Raw genomic sequence first — 20,001 nt, forward strand, 5'->3', positions numbered from 1 at the left:
ATCACGCGGTACGGCACGCCGGATCCAGCCGATCCGCGGTCCACCTGAGCGAGTGCGCCACCCGCACGCGCACCTTGGCCCTCGCGCGGTGCGGCCGCCGGGGCGCGCCCGGCAGGGCTTCGCCCAGCGACTCCCGGTAGCCCATCGCGGTCTGGTGAGCGAGAACTTGCATGGCGTCCATATACCCTCCTTAATCAATTAAGACCTTAATCGATTAAGACAAGCCGGGCAAGCTCTCTTCGGTACGGTGGGACGATGGCCAGGGTGACACTGCAGACGATCGCCGACCGGCTGGGCGTGTCCCGGGCCACCGTGTCCTACGCGTTCTCCCGGCCCGACCAGCTCAGCGACGGGCTGCGCCGCCGGATCATGGAGGTGGCCGACGAGCTCGGCTACGCGGGGCCCAACCCGACGGCGCGATCGCTCCGGCTGGGGCGGGCGGGGGCGCTCGGGCTGCTGTTCAGCGAGACGCTGGCGTACGCGTTCGCCGACCCGTACTCGATCGGATTCTTCCAGGGGCTGGCGACGGCGGCCGAGGACGCGGGGGTGGGGCTGCTCATCCTGCCGCTGCCGCACGGCGACCGGCGGAGCGAGACGGTCAGGGACGCGGTCGTCGACGCGTTCTGCGTGATGTCGCTGCCCGACGGGCATCCGGCGCTGGCGGAGGTGCTGGCCAGGAAGCTGCCCGTCGTGATGGTGGACGAGCCGTACGTGCCGGGGCATCCGTTCGTGGGGACCGACGAGCCGGCGGCCGCGGCGGCCGCGGCGCGGCACGTGCTCGAGCTCGGGCACCGGCGGATCGGGGTGGCCATGGTCGGGCTGCACGACGACGGCCACACCGGCTGGGCCTCGCCGGAGCGCCAGGAGGGCGCGGTGTTCGAGGCCATGCGGCGGCGGTGCGGCGGCTACCGGCAGGCGTGCGAGGAGGCCGGGATCGACTGGTCAGGGGTGCCGTTCTACGAGGTGGCGCGCAACTCCCGCGAGGCCGGCAAGAAGGCGGGGCACGCGCTGCTGGGGCGGGACCCGCGCCCCACGGCGATCCTCACCAACACGGACGTGCTGGCGCTGGGGGTCCTCGACGCCGCCGCGGACCTGGGACTGGAGGTGCCCGGGGAGCTGTCGGTGGTGGGGTTCTCCGACAGCGCGGCCGAGGAGGCGGGGCTCACCACGATCCGGCAGGCCAAGCAGGAGATGGGAGCGGCGGCGGGGCGGCTGCTGCTATCGGGGACCGCGGCGGAGCCGGAGCGGCTGGTGTTCCCGCACGAGCTGATCGTCCGCGCCTCGACCGCTCCCCCGGCGGGCGCTTGACGGACCGGGTCACCCCAGGAGGAGCAGCGCGCCCGCCGCGATGCTGACCAGGGCGGTGCCGCCGTGCACGCCCCACGAGATGCCGGGGTGGCCGCCACGCCTGGCCACGATGAGCGCGTCACCGACGGGGATGACGCTCATGACCAGGAAGACCCATCCCAGCGTGTGCGCGTCCGCCACGGCGATCAGGACGAAGATGGCCAGGGCCGTGCCGAGGTCACGGACGGCCTTGACGGAGAAGTACGCGCCCGCGTCCATGCCCGAGGCCGAGCCCGGCACGCCGAACCCCTTGGCGGCGGCCTCGGGGACGAGGAAGAAACGCAGGCTGATCACCACAAGGGCGAGGCCGACCAGGGCTGCGATCACATAAGCGGTGGTGACCATCTTGTGCGCTCCAAACGAGAGTCATCGGTAGAAGTGCTAGCAACGCTAGACTAGCGATGACTCAATGTCTAGCGCCGCTAGAAGCCGTCATGCCAGACGGGCCACCTCCTTGGCGTTCGGCTGCGACCGGCCCAGTTCGGCGGCCGGCGCGCGGCGGCGGCGAGGCTGACGCCGGCGGGCGAGCGCATGCCGCCGTCGATGTAGCGGCGCCCGCCGATCGTGGCAGGCGGCCGTACGCCGGGGCCCGCCGTGCCGGCACAGACGGTGCCCACCACCAGATCCGCCTCCCGCAGGTCGACGCCGTTCGCGGCGAGCCCGGCCAGGACGCCCGTCTCCCAGGCGATCCCCAGCACCCCGCCACCGCCCAGAACCACCGCTCTCGCCATCCGCACTCCTTCGGTCGAGTCCGGCCCGGCCGCGGGAAACCGGTTACCGACCGGGGGTCACGTAGGTAAGGTTGCCCTCACACCCCTCCAGGAGGACAGCTCCATGGCGGAATTCATCGAGGTGCGAGCGACGGTCGAGGGCGACGAGAGGGCGGCCGCCCTGGCGCACGGCATCTTCAGCGCCGGCCTGGCGGCCTCGATCGACATCGCCGAGGTGCCATCTTCGCGCCACGGGACCACCGTCTGGGAGCTCACGCTCATCACGACGGACGGGCTGGTCCCGACGCTCGAACGGCGCATCAGGGAGACCGCCGACGGCTGCTCCGTCACCAGCCGGCCGGTCACCCAGGACGCCGGCGGCCACCCCGACTGGCTCTGAGCCCCGCTACGCCACTCACCACCGTGAACTTCACCCGGCGACGGTCAGCCGGAGCAGTGATGTCACCGAAGGCGCCGAGGGAAGGTCCCCGACCGCCGTCAGGAGGGCGTCCACCTTGTCCGGCGGCAGCGCCCGTCCCGCGTTGGCGCGGAACTTGACCCCCAGCTCGTCCACCGTCAAGGGGTGCTCCGGCCCGCCCCGCGAGGAGTCCACGCGGTGCTCCAGCGTCGAGCCGTCGCGCAGCCGTACCCGCAGCACCGCCGCGAACGCCCGGGGGAAGATCTCCGACGCCCGCTCGTCGGCCACGCAACGCACCCGCTCGGCCAGCTCCAGCCGCTCCGGGGACAGGGCGGCGAAGTCGTCCAGGGACAGGCCGAGCCCGCCGCCGCCGTGCAGCGCCGCCGCGACCGTGTACGGGCCGGAGAACTTCGCGTGGTACGGCGACCTGGGGGCGGTCTTCTCCTCCCTGGGCTCCGCGATCGTGCGCAGCACCGGGGCAGGCACCCCCAGCTCGATGTCCTCGACGTCGTCCGGGGACAGGCCGCCGGCCCGCAGCGCCAGGGCGCAGTCGATGGCCGGGTGGGTGAAATGGTTGGTCGGGTAGGGCTTGTAGACCGTGCGCAGGAGCTCCCACCGCTCGCCCAGGTCCGACAGCAGCGCCGCGTCGTCGTACCGGCCGTCGAGCCAGGCCTGGAAGAACCCGAACCGGCCCTCCAGCACGGTCGGCGGCCCGGTCACGCCCTCCAGGGCGAGCACCGCGGCCGAGACGCCCGCGTGCGCGGCCCAGCCGCAGTGGACCCGCTTGATCGTCCCGCCCGTGCGGTTGGCCTCGATCACGCCCGCGCCCATACTGGCCGCCACGCCGACCGCGTGCGCGATGCCGTCCGCCGTCAGGTCGAACAGCAGCCCCGCCGTGACCGCGGCGCCCAGCGTGCCGCAGATGGACGTCGCGTGCTGGCCCTTCTCGAAGAAGAGCGAGTTGCGCGCCTCAGGCAGGTAGGAGGCCATCCCGAGGCGGTTGCACACCTCGACGCCCGCCGCGATCGCCGCGGCCAGCGCGGCGCCGCTCGCCCCGGTCGCCTCGGCGACGGCCAGCGCGGCGGGCACCACGGAGGCGCTCGGGTGCAGCACCGACGGCAGGTGCGTGTCGTCGTAGTCGAGCGCGTGCGCCAGCGTGCCGTTGACCAGCGCCGCCGCCGGGGCGGGGAGCCGGTCGCCGCTGCCGATCGCGCTCGCCTCCTCGACGCCGCCCCACCGGCGTACGGCCCGCAGCACGGGCGGTCCCGCGTCGCCGTCCGGCTCGGCGTAGGCGGCCAGGCAGTTGCCCAGCACGTCGAGCACCCGTCCGGTCACGTCGTCGCGCACCCGGTCGGGAACGCCCTTGTCGCGGCAGGCGGCTGCGAACTCGGCCAGCCGCTGGACATGGGTTGTCATGGTCCCTCCCAGGTCAGTCGATCACGGCGAGCGGACGGACGGGGGCGCCGGTGGCGCCGACGACCGGCAGCGGATTGAGCACCAGCACGAACTCGCGTGCCCCCGAGTCCAGCAACTCCGACAGCCGCATGGTCTCCACGATGTTGATGCCCGACTCCACCAGCATGATCCGGTGCACGGGCAGCGTGGCGTGCCCGCGACCGGGCGCGATGTGCTCGAAGGCGATGGACTCGCCGCCCACCACGCGCGGCCGGCGCTCGGCCAGCCAGCGCGCCGCCTCGACCCCCGGGCCTGGGACGCCGCCCCGCCGGCCGACGAACTCCTCCGCCGACGACCACAGCCGCGACCAGCCGGTGCCGACGAGCACCGCGTCGCCTTCGCGGATCTCCAGATCGCCGGCGGCCCGCGACAGGTCGTCGGCGGTGATCTCGTAGCCGGCCGGCAGCGTGTCCACGCCGTGCACGGCGGCGACGTCGAGCAGGACGCACCGGCCCACGTATGGCTCGAAGGCGTCGATGCCCAGCGCGCCGAACCCCTCGTGCGACATCACCTCGGCCGCAGGCTGCCCGCCGTACAGGAGCCCTTCCTGCGAGACGTGCGCGAGCGCGTCGACGTGCGTGCCGACGTGGCCGCCGGTGACGATGATCTCGTTGGCGGCGGAGCCGCCGTCCGGCCTGACCATGTCGCCGTGCCTGCGCTCCAGCGCCATCCGGAACGGGGGGTGGTTCGGTGACTGCGGCATGCCTTTGCGCATCGGCTGCGCGAGATCAAGGACACGCGCCCCTTCCAGCGCCTTCCACAAGGACATCTCGGACGGCTCTCCTTATGTTCCGATCATGAAAACAGCGTCTCGACAGTACACAAGACGGACAAAACCGGCTCAATCAGCCCGCGGACCGCATCAACCCGTGACAGGCGATGGCCGCGGCGGCCACCACGTTGAGCGAGTCGACGCCCGCCGCCATCGCCCCCCGGCTCATCGGGATGCACACCGCCCGGTCGGCCTCGTGCAGCCAGTGGGAGGAGAGCCCGTCGCCCTCGGCGCCGAGCAGCAGCGCCACCCGCTCGGCCAGCTCGACGGTGTCCAAGGGCGTCGCCGCCTGGTCCGGGGTGAGGGCCAGGGTCTGGAAGCCCGCCTCCCTGAGCTGCGCCAGCCCGCCGAACCAGTCGTCCATCCGCGCGTACGGGATCGAGAACACCGCCCCCATCGACACCTTCACCGCCCGCCGGTAGAGCGGATCGGCGCACCGGGGCGACAGCACGACCCCGTCCACCCCCAGGGCGGCGGCGCTGCGGAAGATGGCGCCGATGTTGGAGTGGTCGACCAGGTCCTCCAGCACGAGCAGCCGCCGCGCGCCGCCCTTCAGCAGGGTCTCGACGGCGGGGAGCGGGAGGCGTTCCATCGAGGCGAGGGCGCCGCGGTGCACCTGGAAGCCCGCGATGCCCGACATGATCTCGTCGCTCACCACATAGACCGTCGCGTCGCCCAGGACGTCCTCGAGCGAGGCCAGCCAGCGGCGCGTCGTCAGGACCGAGCGGATCGGGTAGCCGGCGCCGATGGCCCGCCTGATCACCTTCTCCCCCTCGGCCAGGAACAGGCCGCGCGACGCCTCCAGGCTCTTGCGCAGCTCCACGTCCCGAAGCCGGGTGTAGTCGGTCAGGCGGGGGTCGTCGGCGTCGGTTACGTACTCAAGCACCTTCCGATACTGCCATGCGCCGCCTGACCTGCCAGACCGCCGCGTAGCAGGCGAGCACCAGGCACAGGCCGATCACCGTGCCGGCGCCCGTCTTGGTGATCACGCTGGGCAGGCCCAGGCGCGGGACGGGCTCGTCCACGAGGGGCCAGAGGAACGCGCCGGCCACCGTCCCGATCGAGCACAGCGCCATGACGGCCGCGCGCACGCGCGGGCTGATCCGCAGGCGTTCCGGTACGGGGGCCGCCGCCATCCGGGACAGGCCGCGCCAGGCCCACCACACCACGATGGCCAGGCCGATCACGGACGAGACGTACTGCAGCAGCCGGAAGAGCCTGATCACGCCCATGACCGAGACCGCCAGCCAGCCGCCCCACTCCACGGGGCCGGTGGAGTGGGTGAAGGAGTCCCACAGGACGTGGCTGGCCGCGCCGATCACGCCCCCGACCGCCATGGGGAGCAGCCGGAGCCGGGACGGCGCGAGGAGCGCGGCGCGGCCGGCCAGCGAGGGCGGGAGCAGCGAGATCAGCGGGTCCCTGAGGAGGCCGTGGAAGAGCGGCAGCAGCACCAGCACGGCGGCCAGGTCGATGGTGACGACGCCGAGCCAGGAGTGCCAGTTGCCGTAGTCGGGCAGGAACGGCAGGAAGATCGGCAGATCGGGCACCATCGCCCCCAACGCCATCGCCCACGGATCGGCGAACCTGCGTACGCGCTGTGACGAAATCAGCGGCACCATCGCGGCCATATGACTGGGCGTGAACGGCAACCGGCCCTCCCTCGGCGTTCCGGGCAACCTTCGCGACCTGGCGATCAACGCTCATTATGCGGGCAAGCTTGACCAATCTTTGCCCGGACGACACTACGCTACCCTCTGTAATGGGTACGGTACGTATCGCTGTCGACGGCCGGATAGCCGGGAGTGCGAGGGGTCATGGTGCCTGACCAGCGGATTCATGAGCGTCCGGCCGCGTCAGCCGATTGGCTGCGCGCAGCCCGCACCGCCCGGTCGCTCTCCGTGGCCACGCTGGCCTGGCTGAGCGTGGAAAGCACGCTCGGCCTGGCCGCCGGCTTCGCGGCCCACTCGCTGGCGCTGATCGGCTGGGGGCTGTCGGCTCTCGTGGAGGCGGCGGCCAGCCTGATCGTGGTGTGGCGCTTCACCGGCGCCCGCACGCTCTCGCCGAGCGCGGAGAACACCGCCAGGAAGGCGGTCGCGGCGAGCTTCTGGCTGCTCGCGCCGTACCTCGTCCTGCACGTGGCGCATGACCTGGACGCGGGGCACCGGTCCACGCCGAGCGTGCTGGGGATCGTGGTGACGGCGTTCAGCCTGGTCAGCATGCCGGCTCTGGGGATCGCCAAGCGGCGGCTCGGCGCGCGGCTGGCCTCGGAGGCCACGTCCGGCGAGGGGACGCAGAACCTCATCTGCGCGGCCATGGCGGCGGGGGTGCTGGCCAGCCTGTGGCTCAACACGCTGGGGTGGTGGTGGGTCGATCCGGTCGTGGCGGTGGCGCTGGCGGCGGTCGCCGTACGGGAGGGGACCCGGGCTTGGCACGGCCATCACTGCTGCCATTAGAGATCTCTCGTAAACCGTCACGCACGCGGCCAACACCGCCCACACAGGGTAATCGCCGCACCAAAACGGCTGTTTTCCCGCACTCGCCACACCGAGTATCGTTCCCGGAGTATTGCGGAGCATCTCCCGCTAGGGTCTCCGGAAGGTCTCAAGCACACCTAAGAGGACATCGTGGGGCGACACCGCACAGACGAGCTTGATGGCGGATACAGAGCGCACGAACCCCCGGCCCGCAGAAGGTCGAACAGTCGCGGCCGGGTTCTCGTACCGCTGGCCGGCGCCGTCGCGCTGGCCGTGCTCCTCGGTGTCGCCGCGTTCGTGATCTTCAACCGCGACCACGACTGCTCGGGCGGCAAGCTGGCCCTGCGGGTCGTCGCGACGCCCGACATCCAGCCCGCGCTGAACAAGATCGCGGGCAACTACAACAAGGCCATGCACTCGATCGACAGCAAGTGCGTCGAGGTGACGGTGGCCAAGGAGGCCGCGGCCAGGACCGCGAACGCGGTGGCCGCCGGCAAGGCCAAGGCGGACTTCTGGGTGGCGGACTCCAGCCTCCTCATGGAGAGCCTGCGCAACACCCCGGCCGGCCAGGCGTTGCCGCAGATCGAGGGGTCGATCGCGACCTCGCCCGTGGTGCTGGCGACGGCGAAGTCGTTCGCGTCGAAGCTGAGCGGCGCCCTCCAGCCGAGCTGGGCCGCCATGATCTCGGCCGCGAACGTGGCCAACGTGGACGGGCCGGGCAAGAAGGTCCGCGTCCTCGCCCTCGACCCGCAGAAGAACTCCGCCGGGCTGGCCGCGCTGCTGGCCGCCGCCGGCACGGCGAAGGAGGCCGGGCTGGACAAGGCGCTGGTGGGCGCGATGAAGGAGCTGTCGGGCCAGCTCGCCTCCGACCCCACGGCGCTGCTGGCCAGCCTCACCGTGAAGTCCGGCAGCAGGGTGCCCATCGGCGTCACCTCCGAGCAGGCCATCTACTCCCACAACGCGAAGAAGCCGGAAGCGCCGGTGGTCGCGCTCTATCCCAAGGAAGGCACGCTCAACCTCGACTACCCGGTCACGGTCCTGACCAAGGACCCGGCGGTGCTCAAGGCGGCGGCGGACTTCAAGCAGGACCTCGCCACGGAGTCGGCCAAGAACGCCCTGCGCGACGCCGGCTTCCGCAGCACGGACGGCAAGGCGGGCGACGTGCTCGCGACGGACAAGGGCTTCAAGCAGGAGACCCCGACCGCGCTGGAGCCGCCGGACGGCAAGACCGTGGCCAGGATGGTGCAGACCTGGTCCAGGCTGAACCTCGGCAGCCGCCTGCTCACGCTGCTCGACGTCTCGGGCACGATGGCGCTGCCGGTCCCCGGTACGGGCATGACCCGCATGCAGGCCATCAACAAGATCGCCACCGAGGGCCTGGGCCTGTTCCCCGCCGACTCCGAGCTGGGCCTGTGGACGTTCTCCACGCATCTGGACGGACAGGGCAAGGACTGGAAGGAGCTCGTCTCCCTCGGTCCGGTCAGCGAGTCGGTCAACGGCACGCTGCGCAAGGACATGCTGGGCAAGGCGTTCGCCTCGATCCAGGCCAAGGCCACGGGCGACACCGGGCTGAACGACACGATCAAGGCCGCGTACACGCAGCTGACGAAGACGTACCAGGAAGACAAGATCAACACGCTGCTGGTCCTCACGGACGGCGCCGGCAACGACGACCCGGACGGCGGCGTCAAGAACAGCGAGATCCTGCAGTTCCTGAAGAAGACCTACAACCCGAAGCGGCCCATCAGCATCCTGCTCATCGCCTTCGGCCCGGAGGCCGAGAAGGGCAAGCAGCAGATGGACGCCCTGGCCAAGGCCGCGGGCGGCGAGGCGTACATCGCCAAGAACGTCCTGCAGGTGCGCGACTTCTTCCTCCAGGGCATGGAGCGCCGCCTCTGCATGCCAGGCTGCGACGGCTGAGACCCGGTAAAGGTGCACCCTTATGCCCGATGGGCATAAGGGGCGAACCCGTCAGAATGAGGCCGCGTCCTCTCCGCGTGGGGCTTGAGTGCCCGTTCTACCCGCGGGGGAGGAATTCGTGCCTGGATGGCCGTCCGTCGGTCGCGCTGAGGATCATGAGCTCGTCGAGGCTCTGCGGCGCGCGGACACCGACGCTCCCGCCAAGCTGTACGACTCCTACGGCGAGCGGCTGCACGACTACGCCGCCTCCTTCGCCCAGGACCTCGCCGCCGACGCCGTCCACGACGCCCTGGTCACGGCGCAGGGGTGCGTGCACCGGCTGAAGGAGCCGGCCAGGATGCGGGCCTGGCTGTACGCGCTGACCAGGTTCCAGGTGCGGGCCAGGATGTCGCGCCGGACCCCGGTGGACGGCGTGCCGCTGCCCGAGCTGGAGGCGCAGGAGGACTCCGAGCTGACCGACCTCGTCCACGAGACGCTGGGCGAGCTGAGCAGGAACGAGCGCGAGGTCCTGGAGCTGTCGCTGCGCCACGGGCTGACCCCGGCCGAGGTCGGCGCGGCGCTCGGGCTGACCTCGCGGCAGGCGGCCGGCCGGCTCGCCAGGGCCCGCGACCACCTGGAGAACGCCGCCGCGGCCGTGGTGCTGGCCAGGACGGGCCGGGCGCACTGCCCCGACCTGTCGGCGATGCTGGACGGGTGCGAGGGCCCGCTCACCCCGCTGCTGCGGCGGAGGCTGTCGGGCCACATCAGCGGGTGCGAGGTGTGCACCGAGGGCCGGCACCGGCAGGTCTCGGCGGCCAAGCTCCTGGACCTGGTGCCGGTCGCCTTCCCGCCCATCTCGCTGCGCCGCCGCGTGATCGACACGTGCGTCAACCCCGAGCGCGACCAGGCCCGCACGCTGATCACCGATCGCGGTGACAGCTTCGACCGGACCGGGTTCCCCGTGGCCGTCGAGCCGCGCTCGCGGCGGCGCAGGCCGCGCCGCCTGGCGCCGGTGCTGCTGGCGGGCGCGTGCGTGCTGGCCGTGACGGGGGCCATGGTCGTGATCAACGGCCGCGACGTCTCGACCGGCACTCCCCTGCGCTCGGCGCCCTCCCCCTCCTCCCCCGCCGTCTCGCTCGACCCGGGCGAGGAGAGCCCGGCGCCCGATCCCTCGCCGGAGGAGGACGAGCTCACGCCGGCCCCCACCCCCACCCCGAGCCGCACGCCCGCCACCCGCGCCACCCCGGTCGAGCGGCCGAGCGCCCGGCACGCCGCCGGGCCGACGCCCACCCGCCGCAGGCCCGCGCCCGCCGCCCGGCTGCGCACCTCCTGCCCGAAGGCGATCGACGGCGCGGCCAAGATCGGCCTCGGCGCGCGCAACGCCGCGGTCTCGTGGGTGGCGACCGCCTCGCAGGGGCTGGACGTGTTCCCCGCGAGCGGGTCGATCAAGGCGGGCGGGTCGGTGGCGATCTGGGTCACGATCGTCGACCCGAACGCCGCCGGCCGCGGCCGCGTCGCCTTCACCTCGAACGGCGGGAGCGCGAGCTGCTCGCTGTCCTGGGACGGCGACGGGCCCGACACGGCCGACCCGACCGACGAGCCGACGAACTCCAGCGAGCCCACTCCGTCACCCTCCGTAACCACGTCGGCCGAGAATTCGGAGACGCTGGAGGGGTAAAACGGACGCCAAGCGAGAGTAGATCAACTTTTCTTGCCAACAAACCCGGGATAAATCGGACCCTGGCTCGAAGAACCTCGGTCACATAGGGCATTCTGGTGTGCTTGGGGGCGACGTCCGGGCCGGTGTCACTTGACCGTGTGTTGAACGTCACACGAGAAATATCTGCCTGCCGGTAAACCGGGATGCGCCCTCAAGCGTCGGCATTGACGTGTCCTGGCGCGGATTGGTCCCATGAACTGCGATCAATCGTGCTTTAACCAGCAGAAGCAGGAGAGAAAAGGGAGATGCTCAAGCACCGGAGAGCGCTGGCCTGGCTGGTGGCGCTCGCCTGCATAGCGGGGGCGGTCATCGCGCTGTTCGACATAGAGACGCCCCTGCGCCCGTTCTTGATCTCTCTGTTCCTTCTGGTCGTCCCAGGGGCGGCAGTGGTGGGACTGTTGCGTGATCGTGACCCCCTTGCCGCACTATCAGTAGGAGCCGCGGCAAGTCTCGTGCTGAACGTGCTCCTCGCTCAGGCCATGCTGCTCTTCGGCGCGTGGTCGCCCCGGGCGGGCGTCGCGACGGTCGCCGTGCTCGGAGGGTTCATGTACGTGCTTCGCGTGTTGTACCGGGGGAAGAGCATGCAGACCCAACAGGGGGCCAGGTGAACATCCAGGTAGTTCGGCCCAGAGAGCTCGGGGACTCCGAGCGGGCACGATGGCGGGAGCTGCAGAAGGCCGACCCGAGTCTGGACAACCCGTTCCTGTCAGTCGAGTTCGCCGTGGCGATGGACCGCTTGCGCGATTACGTGAGGGTGGCGGTCATCTCCGACCAGAGCGGCATCGTGGGGTTCTTCCCGCATGAGCGGCACAGCTTCGGCATCGGTAAGCCGCTCGGCGGCTTCCTCACCACGTGCCACGGCCTGATCGCGGGCCCGGACCTGAAGCTCGACGCCAAGGCCCTGCTGCGGGCCTGCAAGCTCAGCGTGTTCGACTTCGACCACTTGGTCGCGGGGCAGCCCACTTTCTCCCCGTACGAGCAGGATGTCCGGCCTGCGCCGGTGATGGACTTCACCGCCGGGTTCGACGCCTGGATCGAGCAGGTGAAGTCCAACTCCCCGAAGAACCTCAAGACCGTGCGCTACAAGGAGCGCAAGCTCGGCAGGGAGCAGGGCGAGCTGCGCTTCGAGTGGGCCTCGGCCGACCCCGAGGTGCTCCGCACGCTGCTCAACTGGAAGTCCGACCAGTATCGGAGAACTGGCCGGGTGGACAGGTTCGCCCAGCCGTGGATCGTCGAATTGACGGACATGATGCATGCCGAAAAGTCATCGGACTTCGCGGGCGTCCTGACCATGCTTTATGCCGGGGACGTCCCGGTAGCCGGACATTTCGGCCTCCGCACGGCCACCACGCTTGTAGGGTGGTTCCCCGCCTACGACACCGAGTTCGGCCGCTATTCGCCGGGCATCGTCCATCATCTGCAGATGGCCGAGGCCGCCGCGAACGACGGTCTGCACATGGTGGACATGGGCAAGGGCGGCAAGGAGTACAAAGACTGGCTGAAGAGCGGGGTCCTGTACGTTGCCGAAGGCCGCATCTCGCGACCGTCCGCCGCCGCGGCCGTTCACTGGATGGGCCGAACTCCTTTCAACAAAGCCCGAACAATTGTCATGGACCGACCGTCTCTTTATAGGGCGGCCGACCGTGTCCTCAAGGGCTTCGGTCGGGTGCGCACCTCGATGCAGCAGCAGGAGCCACCCAACGGAGTAGTCAAAGAACCAACGGGAGCGCGCTGAGCACTCCCAAGTCCCGGCAGACACCCTCACAGCACAGGACCCTTCAATGCACCGTTCACCGGCTTCGCCATTCCCGCAGCACCCGGGGGTGGCCGCGACCGGACCGCAGCAGGGCGGGGTCCCGGAAGGATTTCCCTCGCCATGAGTCCCGAGATAGCCAAGCACAACGGCAAGCTACAAGCCTCGCCCTTGCGGTCGATGCCGCCCCCTTCGAGCTTCACGCCCGTCACGCCGCACCTGGCCATTTCACCGACGGTCAGCGTCGTGGTGCCGGCGATGAACGAGGCCGAGAACCTGCCGCACGTCTTCGCCACCATCCCCCAGTGGGTGGACGAGATCGTGCTCGTCGACGGCAACTCCGTCGACGACACGGTCGCCGTGGCCAAGCGACTGCGGCCGAACGTCAAGATCGTCACGCAGACCGGCAAGGGCAAGGGTGACGCCCTGTCCGCCGGCTTCGCCGCGTGCACGAGCGACATCATCGTCATGATCGACGCCGACGGCTCGACCGACGGCCGCGAGATCATCAACTTCGTGGGCGCGCTGGTGACGGGCGCCGACTTCGTCAAGGGCTCGCGCTACGCCTCCGGCGGCGGCAGCGACGACCTGACGCTGAACCGGCGGCTGGGTAACAAGATTCTCACCGGCATGGTCAACGTCATGTACAACACCAAGTACACCGACCTGTGCTACGGCTACAACGCCTTCTGGGCCCGTCACCTCGACGCGCTCAACCTCGACTGCGACGGCTTCGAGGTGGAGACGCTGATGAACGTGCGCGCGGCCAAGGCCGGGTTGAAGGTGCACGAGGTGCCCAGCCACGAGCGCAACCGCATTCACGGCGAGAGCAACCTGCACGCCGTACGAGATGGCTTCCGCGTGCTCAAGACCATCCTGAGGGAGTGGCGTCGCCAGCCCGCTCCCGCTCAGCCTGAGCCGACCGCCACTCCCGCCGCTGACCGAGGCGTCGCTTAAGAAGGAACGCTGTGAACACGTCTGTTGTCATCTGCGTCTACACCGAGGAGCGGTGGGAGGACATCAGGCAGGCGATCGAGTCGGTCGAGAACCAGACCCGCCCGGCACACGAGCTGATCCTGGTGGTCGACCACAACCCCGACCTGCACCTCAAGCTCAAGCGCGCGTATCCGCAGGCCATTGTGGTGGAGAACACGCACGAGAAAGGGCTGTCGGGAGGCAAGAACACCGGCGTGGCCACGGCCAACGGTGAGATTGTCGCGTTCCTCGACGACGACGCGGTCGCCGACGCCGGATGGCTGGAGGCTTTGGAGGAGGGCTTCCAGGAATCCGGTGTGGTGGGCGTCGGGGGCCGCACGGATCCGCTGTGGGCGTCCCAGCGACGCCCGCGGTGGTTCCCGTACGAGTTCGACTGGACGGTCGGCTGCACCTACCGCGGCATGCCCGAGGTACGCGCGCCGATCCGCAACGTCATGGGCGGCAACGCCGCGTTCCTGCGCGACGTCGTGTCCGAGGTGGGCGGGTTCCACAGCGGCATCGGGCGCAGCGTGCAGGGGCGCAAGTCGCGTCCGCTGGGGTGCGAGGAGACGGAGTTCTGCATCCGGCTGAGCCAGCGCAAGCCCGGCTCGGTCATGCTGTTCGAGCCGCGGGCCGTGATCGGGCACAAGGTGTCCAAGCAGCGCGAGCGGTTCGCCTACTTCAGATCCAGGTGCTACGCGGAGGGGCTGTCGAAGGCCCTGGTGACGAAGGAGGTCGGCACCCAGGACGGGCTGGCCAGCGAGCGGGCGCACGCGCTCAAGACGCTGCCGCTCGGCGCGCTGCGCGGGGTCGGTGAGGCCGTGCGCGGCGACGTGGGCGGGCTCGGCCGGGCCGCCGCGATCGTGATCGGCCTGGCCTGGACGACCTGGGGTTACGTGGTGGGCTCCGTACGGCTGAAGGCGGCACGATCATGACCCGCATCCCGATCCTGATGTACCACTCGGTCACCGACACGCCCAACGACGAGACCAAGCCGCACTCCGTGCGGCCCTCGGACCTGGCCGAGCAGCTCGCGTACCTGTCGGAGAGCGGCTTCACCCCGCTCACCCTGGCCGACCTCGTGGCCTCCCTCAACCAGAACAACGGCCGCTCGATGCCGGACAAGCCGATCGTGGTGACCTTCGACGACGGCTACGCCGACTTCCACAGCCACGCCCTGCCCCTGCTCGAACGCTACAGCTTCCCGGCCACGGTCTTCCTGACCAGCGGCTGGGTGTCCGACGCGGGCAAGGACGCGGCGGGCCGGCCGCTGGACGACATGCTGTCCTGGGGCCAGGCCCGCGAGATCGCCCAGACCGGCATTGAGATCGGCGGCCACAGCCACAGCCACCCGCAGCTCGACCAGCTCCGCATCGATGACCTGCGGCAGGAGCTGCGCAGGAACAAGGGCCTGCTGGAGGAGAAGATCGGCGCGCCGGTCGCCACCATGGCCTACCCCTACGGCTACTCCAGCGCGAGGGTCCGCCGCGAGGTGCGCAAGGCCGGCTATTTCGCCGCCTGCGCCGTGAGCAACACGATCGCCGCCGACCGGCACGACATGCTCGCCATCCCCCGGCTGACGGTCGGCAAGCACACGACCATCAGCATGTTCAAGCGCGCCGTCGAAGGCAACGCCGTACCCCTCATCTACCTGCGCGAACGCATCCTCACCAAGGGCTACGCGGTCGTGCGCAGGACGAGGTACGGGCTGCAGCGGGTGCGCGGAAATGTCTAGCGTCTGGGGGAAGATCCTCCACGACCTCCGTAACCCGCTGTTCCGCCAGGGCTACGCGCTCATGGCGAACACCGTGGTCACCGGCGTGCTCGGCATGGGCTACTGGCTGCTGGCCGCCCGCCTCTACTCCCCGGAGGAGTTCGGCCGTGGCCAGGCGGTGATCACGGCGATGCGGCTGTTCGCGTCGCTGACGGCGCTGGGGTTCGTGGGCGCGCTGGCCCGCTTCCTGCCGGTCGCCGGGCGCCGCACCCCCGAGCTGGCCCTGCGCGGGTACGGCCTGGCCGCCGCCACGGGCGGGGTCGCGGCCCTCGGCTTCCTGCTGACGCTGCCGATGTGGGGCAAGACGTACTCGGTGCTGAGCGGTTTCTGGCCCGGGCTGTTCTTCCTGGCGTCGGTGCTGGTGTGGGCCGTCTTCACGCTCCAGGACGTGGTGCTGACCGGGCTGCGGCGGGCCACGTTCGTGCCCCTGAACAACCTGGTCTTCGGCATCGTCAAGATGGGGCTGCTGGTCGCGCTGGCCGGCGCGCTGCCGTCGGGCGGGATCTTCGTCTCGTGGGTCATCCCGACCGCGCTCGCGCTGATCCCCGTCAACTGGCTGATCTTCGCCGTCGTGGTGCCCAGACACGTGGAGAAGAGCGACCCCGGCCAGGAGCCTCCTCGCCTGCGCGAAATTGGAAGGTTCCTAGCTGGGGACTTCCCCGGGACGCTGTCCATCCTCGGCATCGTCTACCTGGTGCCCGTGGTGATCGCCACGCAGGTGGGCGAGGCCACGTTCGGCCGCTTCTCGATGGCGCACACGCTCGCGAGCATGATCGAGCTGCTGGCCATGAACATGGCGGTCTCGCTGACCGTCGAGGGCTCTTTCGACCGTGCCAAACTGGCCGAGAACTGCCGTCGGGCGCTGCGGCGGGCCTTCATGATCGTCACCCCGATCATCGCGGTGGCGATCCTCGCGGCGCCGCTGATCCTGACCGTCTTCGGCTCGGCCTTCGCGGACGAGGGCACGACGCTGCTGCGGCTGATGTCGCTGGCCGTGCTGCCGCGCGTGCTGATCGAGGTCTACCTGAGCGCGCTGCGGGCGCAGAGCCGGGCCCGCACGCTGGCGACCGTGCAGATCGGGCTGGCCGTGCTCGTGCTGGTGTCCACCGTCGCGCTGTTCCCCTACACCGGTGTGAACGCGGTGGGGTACGGGTTGCTCTTCAGCGAGCTTCTCGTGGCAGTTTTGATCTTTGGGAATCTACGTAAAATTCTCAAGTTCGGCGAAACCCGTACGCCCGTTGTCACCCAGGGGTCGTCCGGGGCCGCATGATGGTCAACGTGAAGCAACGGGACGGCGACGGCACTGCAAGCTCCTCGGAGGTGCGCGGGGGCGTGCGCGGAGACAAGGAGGAGTCAGACGTGCCCTTCGATCCGGAGGCGACCGGGGTCATCCCGAAGCTGACGTTCGACACCGCTCCCCCGGAGGGCCCGCCTTCGGACGACGGGACTGCGGAGGACGCCGAGCCGGATTCGGACACGACGATGATCCGGCTGCCGGCCACCCTGCACATCGGGCACCCGCCCACGGTGGAGGAGGCGGCCGACCCGGACGCGACGGGCACGGTGACCACCCCGGCGCAGGGCGCCGCTTTCGCACCCCCCGCCGACACCTCCGCCACCAAGCCCGGCCTCCGGCCACAGCCGCCGAGCGGGCCGCAGGCGACCGGCGACGGGAAGCCGGCCGCTGACGCCAAGGCGGACATTCGGCCGCAGCCGGCGAGCGGGCCGCAGGCCGCCGATGGTGCGCGGGCCGACGGCGACGGGCAGCGTGGCGCATCGGCGAAGGCGACGAGCACGAAGCCCGGCACCACCGCCAAACCCGGCACCGCCACACCCAGCGCTGCCACGCCCAGCACCGCCGCGTCCAGCGCCGCCACGTCCAGCCCGGCCGCGCCTGGCGCCGCCAAGGACGCCGCGCCCGGGAAGGCCCCCGCCAAGGGCGCGTCGGCGGCCGAAGCGCCCGCCAAGGGGTCGGACGGCAAGCCCGGCACCGGCACGCCCAGCACCGCCGCGTCCAACACCGCCGCGTCCAGCACCGCCAAAGGCGCCGCGCCCAAGGAGGCGCCTGCCAAGCGGCCCGTCACCGAGGCCTCGGCCGCCGGGACCGTGCCCGTGCCCATAGCCCGTCCCGCCTCAGAGCCCTCCGCCGGAGGAGCACCGGCCGGGGCGACGCCCGCCGGAACGACCCCTGCCGAAACGACGCCTACCGGAGCCACGCCTACCGGAGCGACGCCTGCCGACGGGTCGGCCACCAGTGGCGCGGCCGCCAGCGGGTCAGCCGCCAGCGGGGCGAGTGCCAGCGGGGCAGGTGCTGCCGCGCCTGTGGATGCGCCGCAAGCGCCGTCGCAAGCGTCGCCCATGCCCGCCGCCGCCCCGCCCGCAGCGCCCCCGCAGACCGCGGCCCCCCAGATCGCCACGAAGCAGGTCCCGCCCCAGCAGGCGACCCCCCGACCGGCCCCTCAGGTGGCCCCCGGCAAGCCGCGCACGCTCGGCGGCCGGATCGGCGCGCTGGTCGCCAGCGCGCCCAAGTGGCTACCCGTGCTGCTGGTCATCGAGGGCCTGGTCATGTACATCCTGGCCCTCAAGGTCGCCCCAGGCCCCCTGCGCGGCGTGAACCCCGACAACATCGACGGACTGGGCCTGATCTCCGCCCTCCCGACGACGGCGTTCATCGCCATCCTCATCATGATCGTGTCGTTCTTCGTCACGGTCGCCCAGAGCACCGACCGCAAGTTCCTCCTGCTGTTCCAGATCGCCGCCATCACCTTCGCCCTGCACGGCGCGGGAGCCCTGGTGGCCACGGCGCCGCGCTTCCCCACGGCGTACATCCACGCCGGTTTCGTGGAGTTCATCAGCCGGACCGGCGAGTCGGCCATCAGCATCGACGCCCGCATGGGCTGGCCGGGCTTCTTCGCGCTGTTCGCCTTCGTGACGAAGGCCGCCGGGATCACCGACCTGACGCCGATCCTGCAGTGGACGCCGCTCGTCTCCAACCTGCTCTACCTGCTCCCGTTCGTGCTGATCCTGCGCCAGGTCGTGGCCACCACGCGGGCGCGGTGGTTCGCGGCGCTGCTGTTCGTGCTGGTGCAGTGGATCGGGCAGGACTACTTCTCGCCGCAGGGCTTCACGTTCGCCTTGTACCTGGCGTTCATCGCGATCCTGCTCAGATGGTTCGGACGGGTCGAGCAGCGGACGAAGCCGATCCCGCCCAAGGGCCTGCGCAAGCTGCTCGGCAAGCTGGACGCGATGACCCCGGGCGAGCTGGCCAACACCGGCACGTACCGGGCCGACAAGCTGCTCATGCTGATGATGCTGCTGGCGCTGTTCGTCGCGTCGGTGGCCTCGCACCAGATCACCCCGTTCATGATGCTCGGGGTCGTGACGGCGTTCCTCATCTTCAAGCGGACGTCGCTGACCTGGGGGCTGCCGTTCTTCCTCGGACTGCTCGTGCTGGCCTGGATCAGCTACATGACGGTGGGCTTCTGGTCCAGCCAGATCGGCGCCATCTTCGGCGGCTTCGGCCGGATCCTGCAGAACATCGGCAACAGCACCGGCGACCGCATCGAGGGCAGCGACCCCGCGCACGCGCTGGTGCTGCAGGCGCGGCTCGGCATCCTCGTGGTGATCCTCAGCCTGGCGGCCACGGGGCTGTTCAGGCGGTTCCGGCGCGGGGTGTTCGACCGGTCGGCGCTGATCCTGCTCTGTGTGCCGGTGCTGGCGCTGGGGCTGCAGAGCTACGGCGGCGAGATCGGGCTGCGGATCTACATGTTCGCGCTGCCCGGGGCCTGCCTGCTGGCCGCGTACGCGTTCTTCCCCAACCTGCCGGCCGACAGCGCGGACGTGCGCGAGGAGACCGTGCCGCTGCGCAAGCGGAACGTGCGCTTCAACCCGCAGCTCACCAAGAAGCTCTCGGTCGTGCTCGCGGCGTGCTTCGCGGTGCTGTTCGCGTTCGCGTTCCTGCTGGCCAGGTACGGCAACGAGAAGTTCGAGCGGGTCACCACGGGCGAGGTGGCCGCGCTGCACTACGTCTACCAGCACGACAAGCCGAGCGCCAAGGTGCTCTACCTGGTGCCCAAGACGGGGCCGGAGGTCACGCCGACCCTGCCGTGGGGCGAGAAGGACGTCGAACTGGTCAACTTCGGCGTACAGGCCCGTGTGTACAAGGACCCGACGCAGATCTCGGACGCGGTCGCGGCGCTCAAGGAGCAACCGCGTAACTCGTACCTGATCGTGAGCCGCGGGCAGGTGAGCTACCTGCAGCTCAACGAGGGCTTCCCGGAGGACTGGGGGACGAAGTTCCGCGCGGCCCTGGACGCCTCGCCGGACCTGAAACGGGTGTTCTCCAACCAGGACGCGGCCCTCTACACCTGGAAGAAGTTCGTCCGGGGCACCGAGATCCCCGAACCGCAGCCCTACAAGGGACGCGGCGACCCCACCACCCCGTGGACGCCCGTGGGCATCGGCGCGCTGGCCGTGACCTGGGTCTCGCTCTTCGCGTACGAGGTCATTCGGCTGAACGGCCCCAACCGGGCGCGCAAGACCAGGAAGCGCCTGCTCTTCCTCGCCGTGCCCGCTTTCGTGGTCGCGCTAGCGGTGATCATCGAACGATTCATCTACATCGCACAAAATAACTAAATTCACAGGAAACGCTCAGCTTCTGCGGGATGATGTTCTCCATATGAGGACACAGGAGACACTCCCCGT

General features: G+C 70.4%; 19 protein-coding genes. 12 read left to right on the plus strand and 7 right to left on the minus strand.

Annotated features, from left to right (window positions below; genetic code table 11):
- Position 1: 1 nt before the first annotated feature.
- Complete coding sequence (locus H4W80_RS25085; RefSeq protein ID WP_185067740.1) at positions 2–181, minus strand: hypothetical protein; 180 nt, start codon at positions 179–181, stop codon at positions 2–4.
- A gap of 74 nt (positions 182–255) precedes the next feature.
- Between H4W80_RS25085 and H4W80_RS25090 the strand changes: the two genes are divergently transcribed.
- Entirely contained in the window at positions 256–1,308 is a 1,053-nt protein-coding gene (locus H4W80_RS25090; RefSeq protein ID WP_192787338.1) for a LacI family DNA-binding transcriptional regulator, read from the plus strand.
- Between the two features lie 9 nt (positions 1,309–1,317).
- Here H4W80_RS25090 and H4W80_RS25095 read toward each other — a convergent pair whose 3' ends face one another.
- Together H4W80_RS25095 and H4W80_RS64630 are read right to left on the minus strand one after the other, a co-directional pair.
- Positions 1,318–1,692 (minus strand): DUF4267 domain-containing protein, encoded by a 375-nt coding sequence (locus H4W80_RS25095; RefSeq protein WP_192787339.1) that lies wholly within the window; start codon positions 1,690–1,692, stop codon positions 1,318–1,320.
- 77 nt (positions 1,693–1,769) lie between these two features.
- On the minus strand, positions 1,770–2,078 hold the full coding sequence (locus H4W80_RS64630; RefSeq protein WP_378525597.1) for a patatin-like phospholipase family protein: 309 nt from the start codon (positions 2,076–2,078) through the stop codon (positions 1,770–1,772).
- Between the two features lie 103 nt (positions 2,079–2,181).
- Between H4W80_RS64630 and H4W80_RS25105 the strand changes: the two genes are divergently transcribed.
- Positions 2,182–2,457, plus strand: a complete 276-nt coding sequence (locus H4W80_RS25105; protein WP_192787340.1) for a hypothetical protein — start codon at positions 2,182–2,184, stop codon at positions 2,455–2,457.
- 30 nt (positions 2,458–2,487) lie between these two features.
- Here H4W80_RS25105 and H4W80_RS25110 read toward each other — a convergent pair whose 3' ends face one another.
- The 4 genes from H4W80_RS25110 to H4W80_RS25125 form a co-directional block, all read right to left on the minus strand.
- Complete coding sequence (locus tag H4W80_RS25110) at positions 2,488–3,891, minus strand: MmgE/PrpD family protein (RefSeq protein ID WP_192787341.1); 1,404 nt, start codon at positions 3,889–3,891, stop codon at positions 2,488–2,490.
- A 13-nt stretch (positions 3,892–3,904) separates the two neighbouring features.
- Positions 3,905–4,699: a cyclase family protein gene (locus tag H4W80_RS25115; protein ID WP_192787342.1), complete on the minus strand. Its 795-nt coding sequence runs from the start codon at positions 4,697–4,699 to the stop codon at positions 3,905–3,907.
- A 76-nt stretch (positions 4,700–4,775) separates the two neighbouring features.
- Positions 4,776–5,588: a TrmH family RNA methyltransferase gene (locus tag H4W80_RS25120; protein ID WP_192787343.1), complete on the minus strand. Its 813-nt coding sequence runs from the start codon at positions 5,586–5,588 to the stop codon at positions 4,776–4,778.
- Positions 5,581–6,399 (minus strand): DUF4184 family protein, encoded by an 819-nt coding sequence (locus H4W80_RS25125; protein WP_318787045.1) that lies wholly within the window; start codon positions 6,397–6,399, stop codon positions 5,581–5,583. The genes H4W80_RS25120 and H4W80_RS25125 overlap by 8 nt, the downstream gene beginning before the upstream one ends.
- A 117-nt stretch (positions 6,400–6,516) precedes the next feature.
- Between H4W80_RS25125 and H4W80_RS25130 the strand changes: the two genes are divergently transcribed.
- The 10 genes from H4W80_RS25130 to H4W80_RS25175 all read left to right on the plus strand — a co-directional run bounded on the left by H4W80_RS25130 (position 6,517) and on the right by H4W80_RS25175 (position 19,932).
- Positions 6,517–7,155: a cation diffusion facilitator family transporter gene (locus tag H4W80_RS25130; protein ID WP_192787345.1), complete on the plus strand. Its 639-nt coding sequence runs from the start codon at positions 6,517–6,519 to the stop codon at positions 7,153–7,155.
- A gap of 294 nt (positions 7,156–7,449) precedes the next feature.
- Entirely contained in the window at positions 7,450–9,096 is a 1,647-nt protein-coding gene (locus H4W80_RS25135; protein WP_318787046.1) for a substrate-binding domain-containing protein, read from the plus strand.
- A gap of 118 nt (positions 9,097–9,214) precedes the next feature.
- Positions 9,215–10,753 carry an RNA polymerase sigma factor gene (locus H4W80_RS25140; RefSeq protein WP_192787346.1) on the plus strand — a complete coding sequence of 513 codons (1,539 nt, stop codon included), beginning with the start codon at positions 9,215–9,217 and terminating at the stop codon, positions 10,751–10,753.
- A 287-nt stretch (positions 10,754–11,040) separates the two neighbouring features.
- The gene (locus tag H4W80_RS25145) at positions 11,041–11,403 is read left to right on the plus strand and encodes a hypothetical protein (RefSeq protein ID WP_192787347.1); all 363 of its coding nucleotides are present in this window, start codon (positions 11,041–11,043) and stop codon (positions 11,401–11,403) included.
- Positions 11,404–11,522: 119 nt separating this feature from the next.
- Complete coding sequence (locus tag H4W80_RS25150; RefSeq protein ID WP_225965245.1) at positions 11,523–12,530, plus strand: GNAT family N-acetyltransferase; 1,008 nt, start codon at positions 11,523–11,525, stop codon at positions 12,528–12,530.
- A 141-nt stretch (positions 12,531–12,671) separates the two neighbouring features.
- Positions 12,672–13,505, plus strand: a complete 834-nt coding sequence (locus H4W80_RS25155; RefSeq protein WP_192787349.1) for a glycosyltransferase family 2 protein — start codon at positions 12,672–12,674, stop codon at positions 13,503–13,505.
- A gap of 11 nt (positions 13,506–13,516) precedes the next feature.
- Positions 13,517–14,458: a glycosyltransferase family 2 protein gene (locus tag H4W80_RS25160; protein WP_192787350.1), complete on the plus strand. Its 942-nt coding sequence runs from the start codon at positions 13,517–13,519 to the stop codon at positions 14,456–14,458.
- The gene (locus tag H4W80_RS25165; RefSeq protein WP_192787351.1) at positions 14,455–15,258 is read left to right on the plus strand and encodes a polysaccharide deacetylase family protein; all 804 of its coding nucleotides are present in this window, start codon (positions 14,455–14,457) and stop codon (positions 15,256–15,258) included. The genes H4W80_RS25160 and H4W80_RS25165 overlap by 4 nt, the downstream gene beginning before the upstream one ends.
- Complete coding sequence (locus H4W80_RS25170; RefSeq protein WP_192787352.1) at positions 15,251–16,567, plus strand: lipopolysaccharide biosynthesis protein; 1,317 nt, start codon at positions 15,251–15,253, stop codon at positions 16,565–16,567. The genes H4W80_RS25165 and H4W80_RS25170 overlap by 8 nt, the downstream gene beginning before the upstream one ends.
- Positions 16,568–16,575: 8 nt before the next feature.
- Positions 16,576–19,932, plus strand: coding sequence for a hypothetical protein (locus tag H4W80_RS25175; RefSeq protein WP_192787353.1), 3,357 nt, complete (start codon positions 16,576–16,578; stop codon positions 19,930–19,932).
- Positions 19,933–20,001 lie beyond the last annotated feature (69 nt).

The organism is Nonomuraea angiospora (genome assembly GCF_014873145.1).
GTDB classification, from domain to species: domain Bacteria; phylum Actinomycetota; class Actinomycetes; order Streptosporangiales; family Streptosporangiaceae; genus Nonomuraea; species Nonomuraea angiospora.

Excerpts from the sequence above, each read along its gene's own strand:
- H4W80_RS64630 (WP_378525597.1), bottom strand. The coding sequence starts at position 2,078 with ATGGCGAGAGCGGTGGTTCTGGGCGGTGGCGGGGTGCTGGGGATCGCC.
- H4W80_RS25085 (WP_185067740.1), bottom strand. The coding sequence starts at position 181 with ATGGACGCCATGCAAGTTCTCGCTCACCAGACCGCGATGGGCTACCGG.
- H4W80_RS25165 (WP_192787351.1), top strand. The coding sequence starts at position 14,455 with ATGACCCGCATCCCGATCCTGATGTACCACTCGGTCACCGACACGCCC.
- H4W80_RS25130 (WP_192787345.1), top strand. The coding sequence starts at position 6,517 with ATGGTGCCTGACCAGCGGATTCATGAGCGTCCGGCCGCGTCAGCCGAT.
- H4W80_RS25115 (WP_192787342.1), bottom strand. The coding sequence starts at position 4,699 with ATGTCCTTGTGGAAGGCGCTGGAAGGGGCGCGTGTCCTTGATCTCGCG.
- H4W80_RS25105 (WP_192787340.1), top strand. The coding sequence starts at position 2,182 with ATGGCGGAATTCATCGAGGTGCGAGCGACGGTCGAGGGCGACGAGAGG.
- H4W80_RS25170 (WP_192787352.1), top strand. The coding sequence starts at position 15,251 with ATGTCTAGCGTCTGGGGGAAGATCCTCCACGACCTCCGTAACCCGCTG.
- H4W80_RS25095 (WP_192787339.1), bottom strand. The coding sequence starts at position 1,692 with ATGGTCACCACCGCTTATGTGATCGCAGCCCTGGTCGGCCTCGCCCTT.
- H4W80_RS25155 (WP_192787349.1), top strand. The coding sequence starts at position 12,672 with ATGAGTCCCGAGATAGCCAAGCACAACGGCAAGCTACAAGCCTCGCCC.
- H4W80_RS25150 (WP_225965245.1), top strand. The coding sequence starts at position 11,523 with ATGGACCGCTTGCGCGATTACGTGAGGGTGGCGGTCATCTCCGACCAG.
- H4W80_RS25110 (WP_192787341.1), bottom strand. The coding sequence starts at position 3,891 with ATGACAACCCATGTCCAGCGGCTGGCCGAGTTCGCAGCCGCCTGCCGC.
- H4W80_RS25090 (WP_192787338.1), top strand. The coding sequence starts at position 256 with ATGGCCAGGGTGACACTGCAGACGATCGCCGACCGGCTGGGCGTGTCC.
- H4W80_RS25145 (WP_192787347.1), top strand. The coding sequence starts at position 11,041 with ATGCTCAAGCACCGGAGAGCGCTGGCCTGGCTGGTGGCGCTCGCCTGC.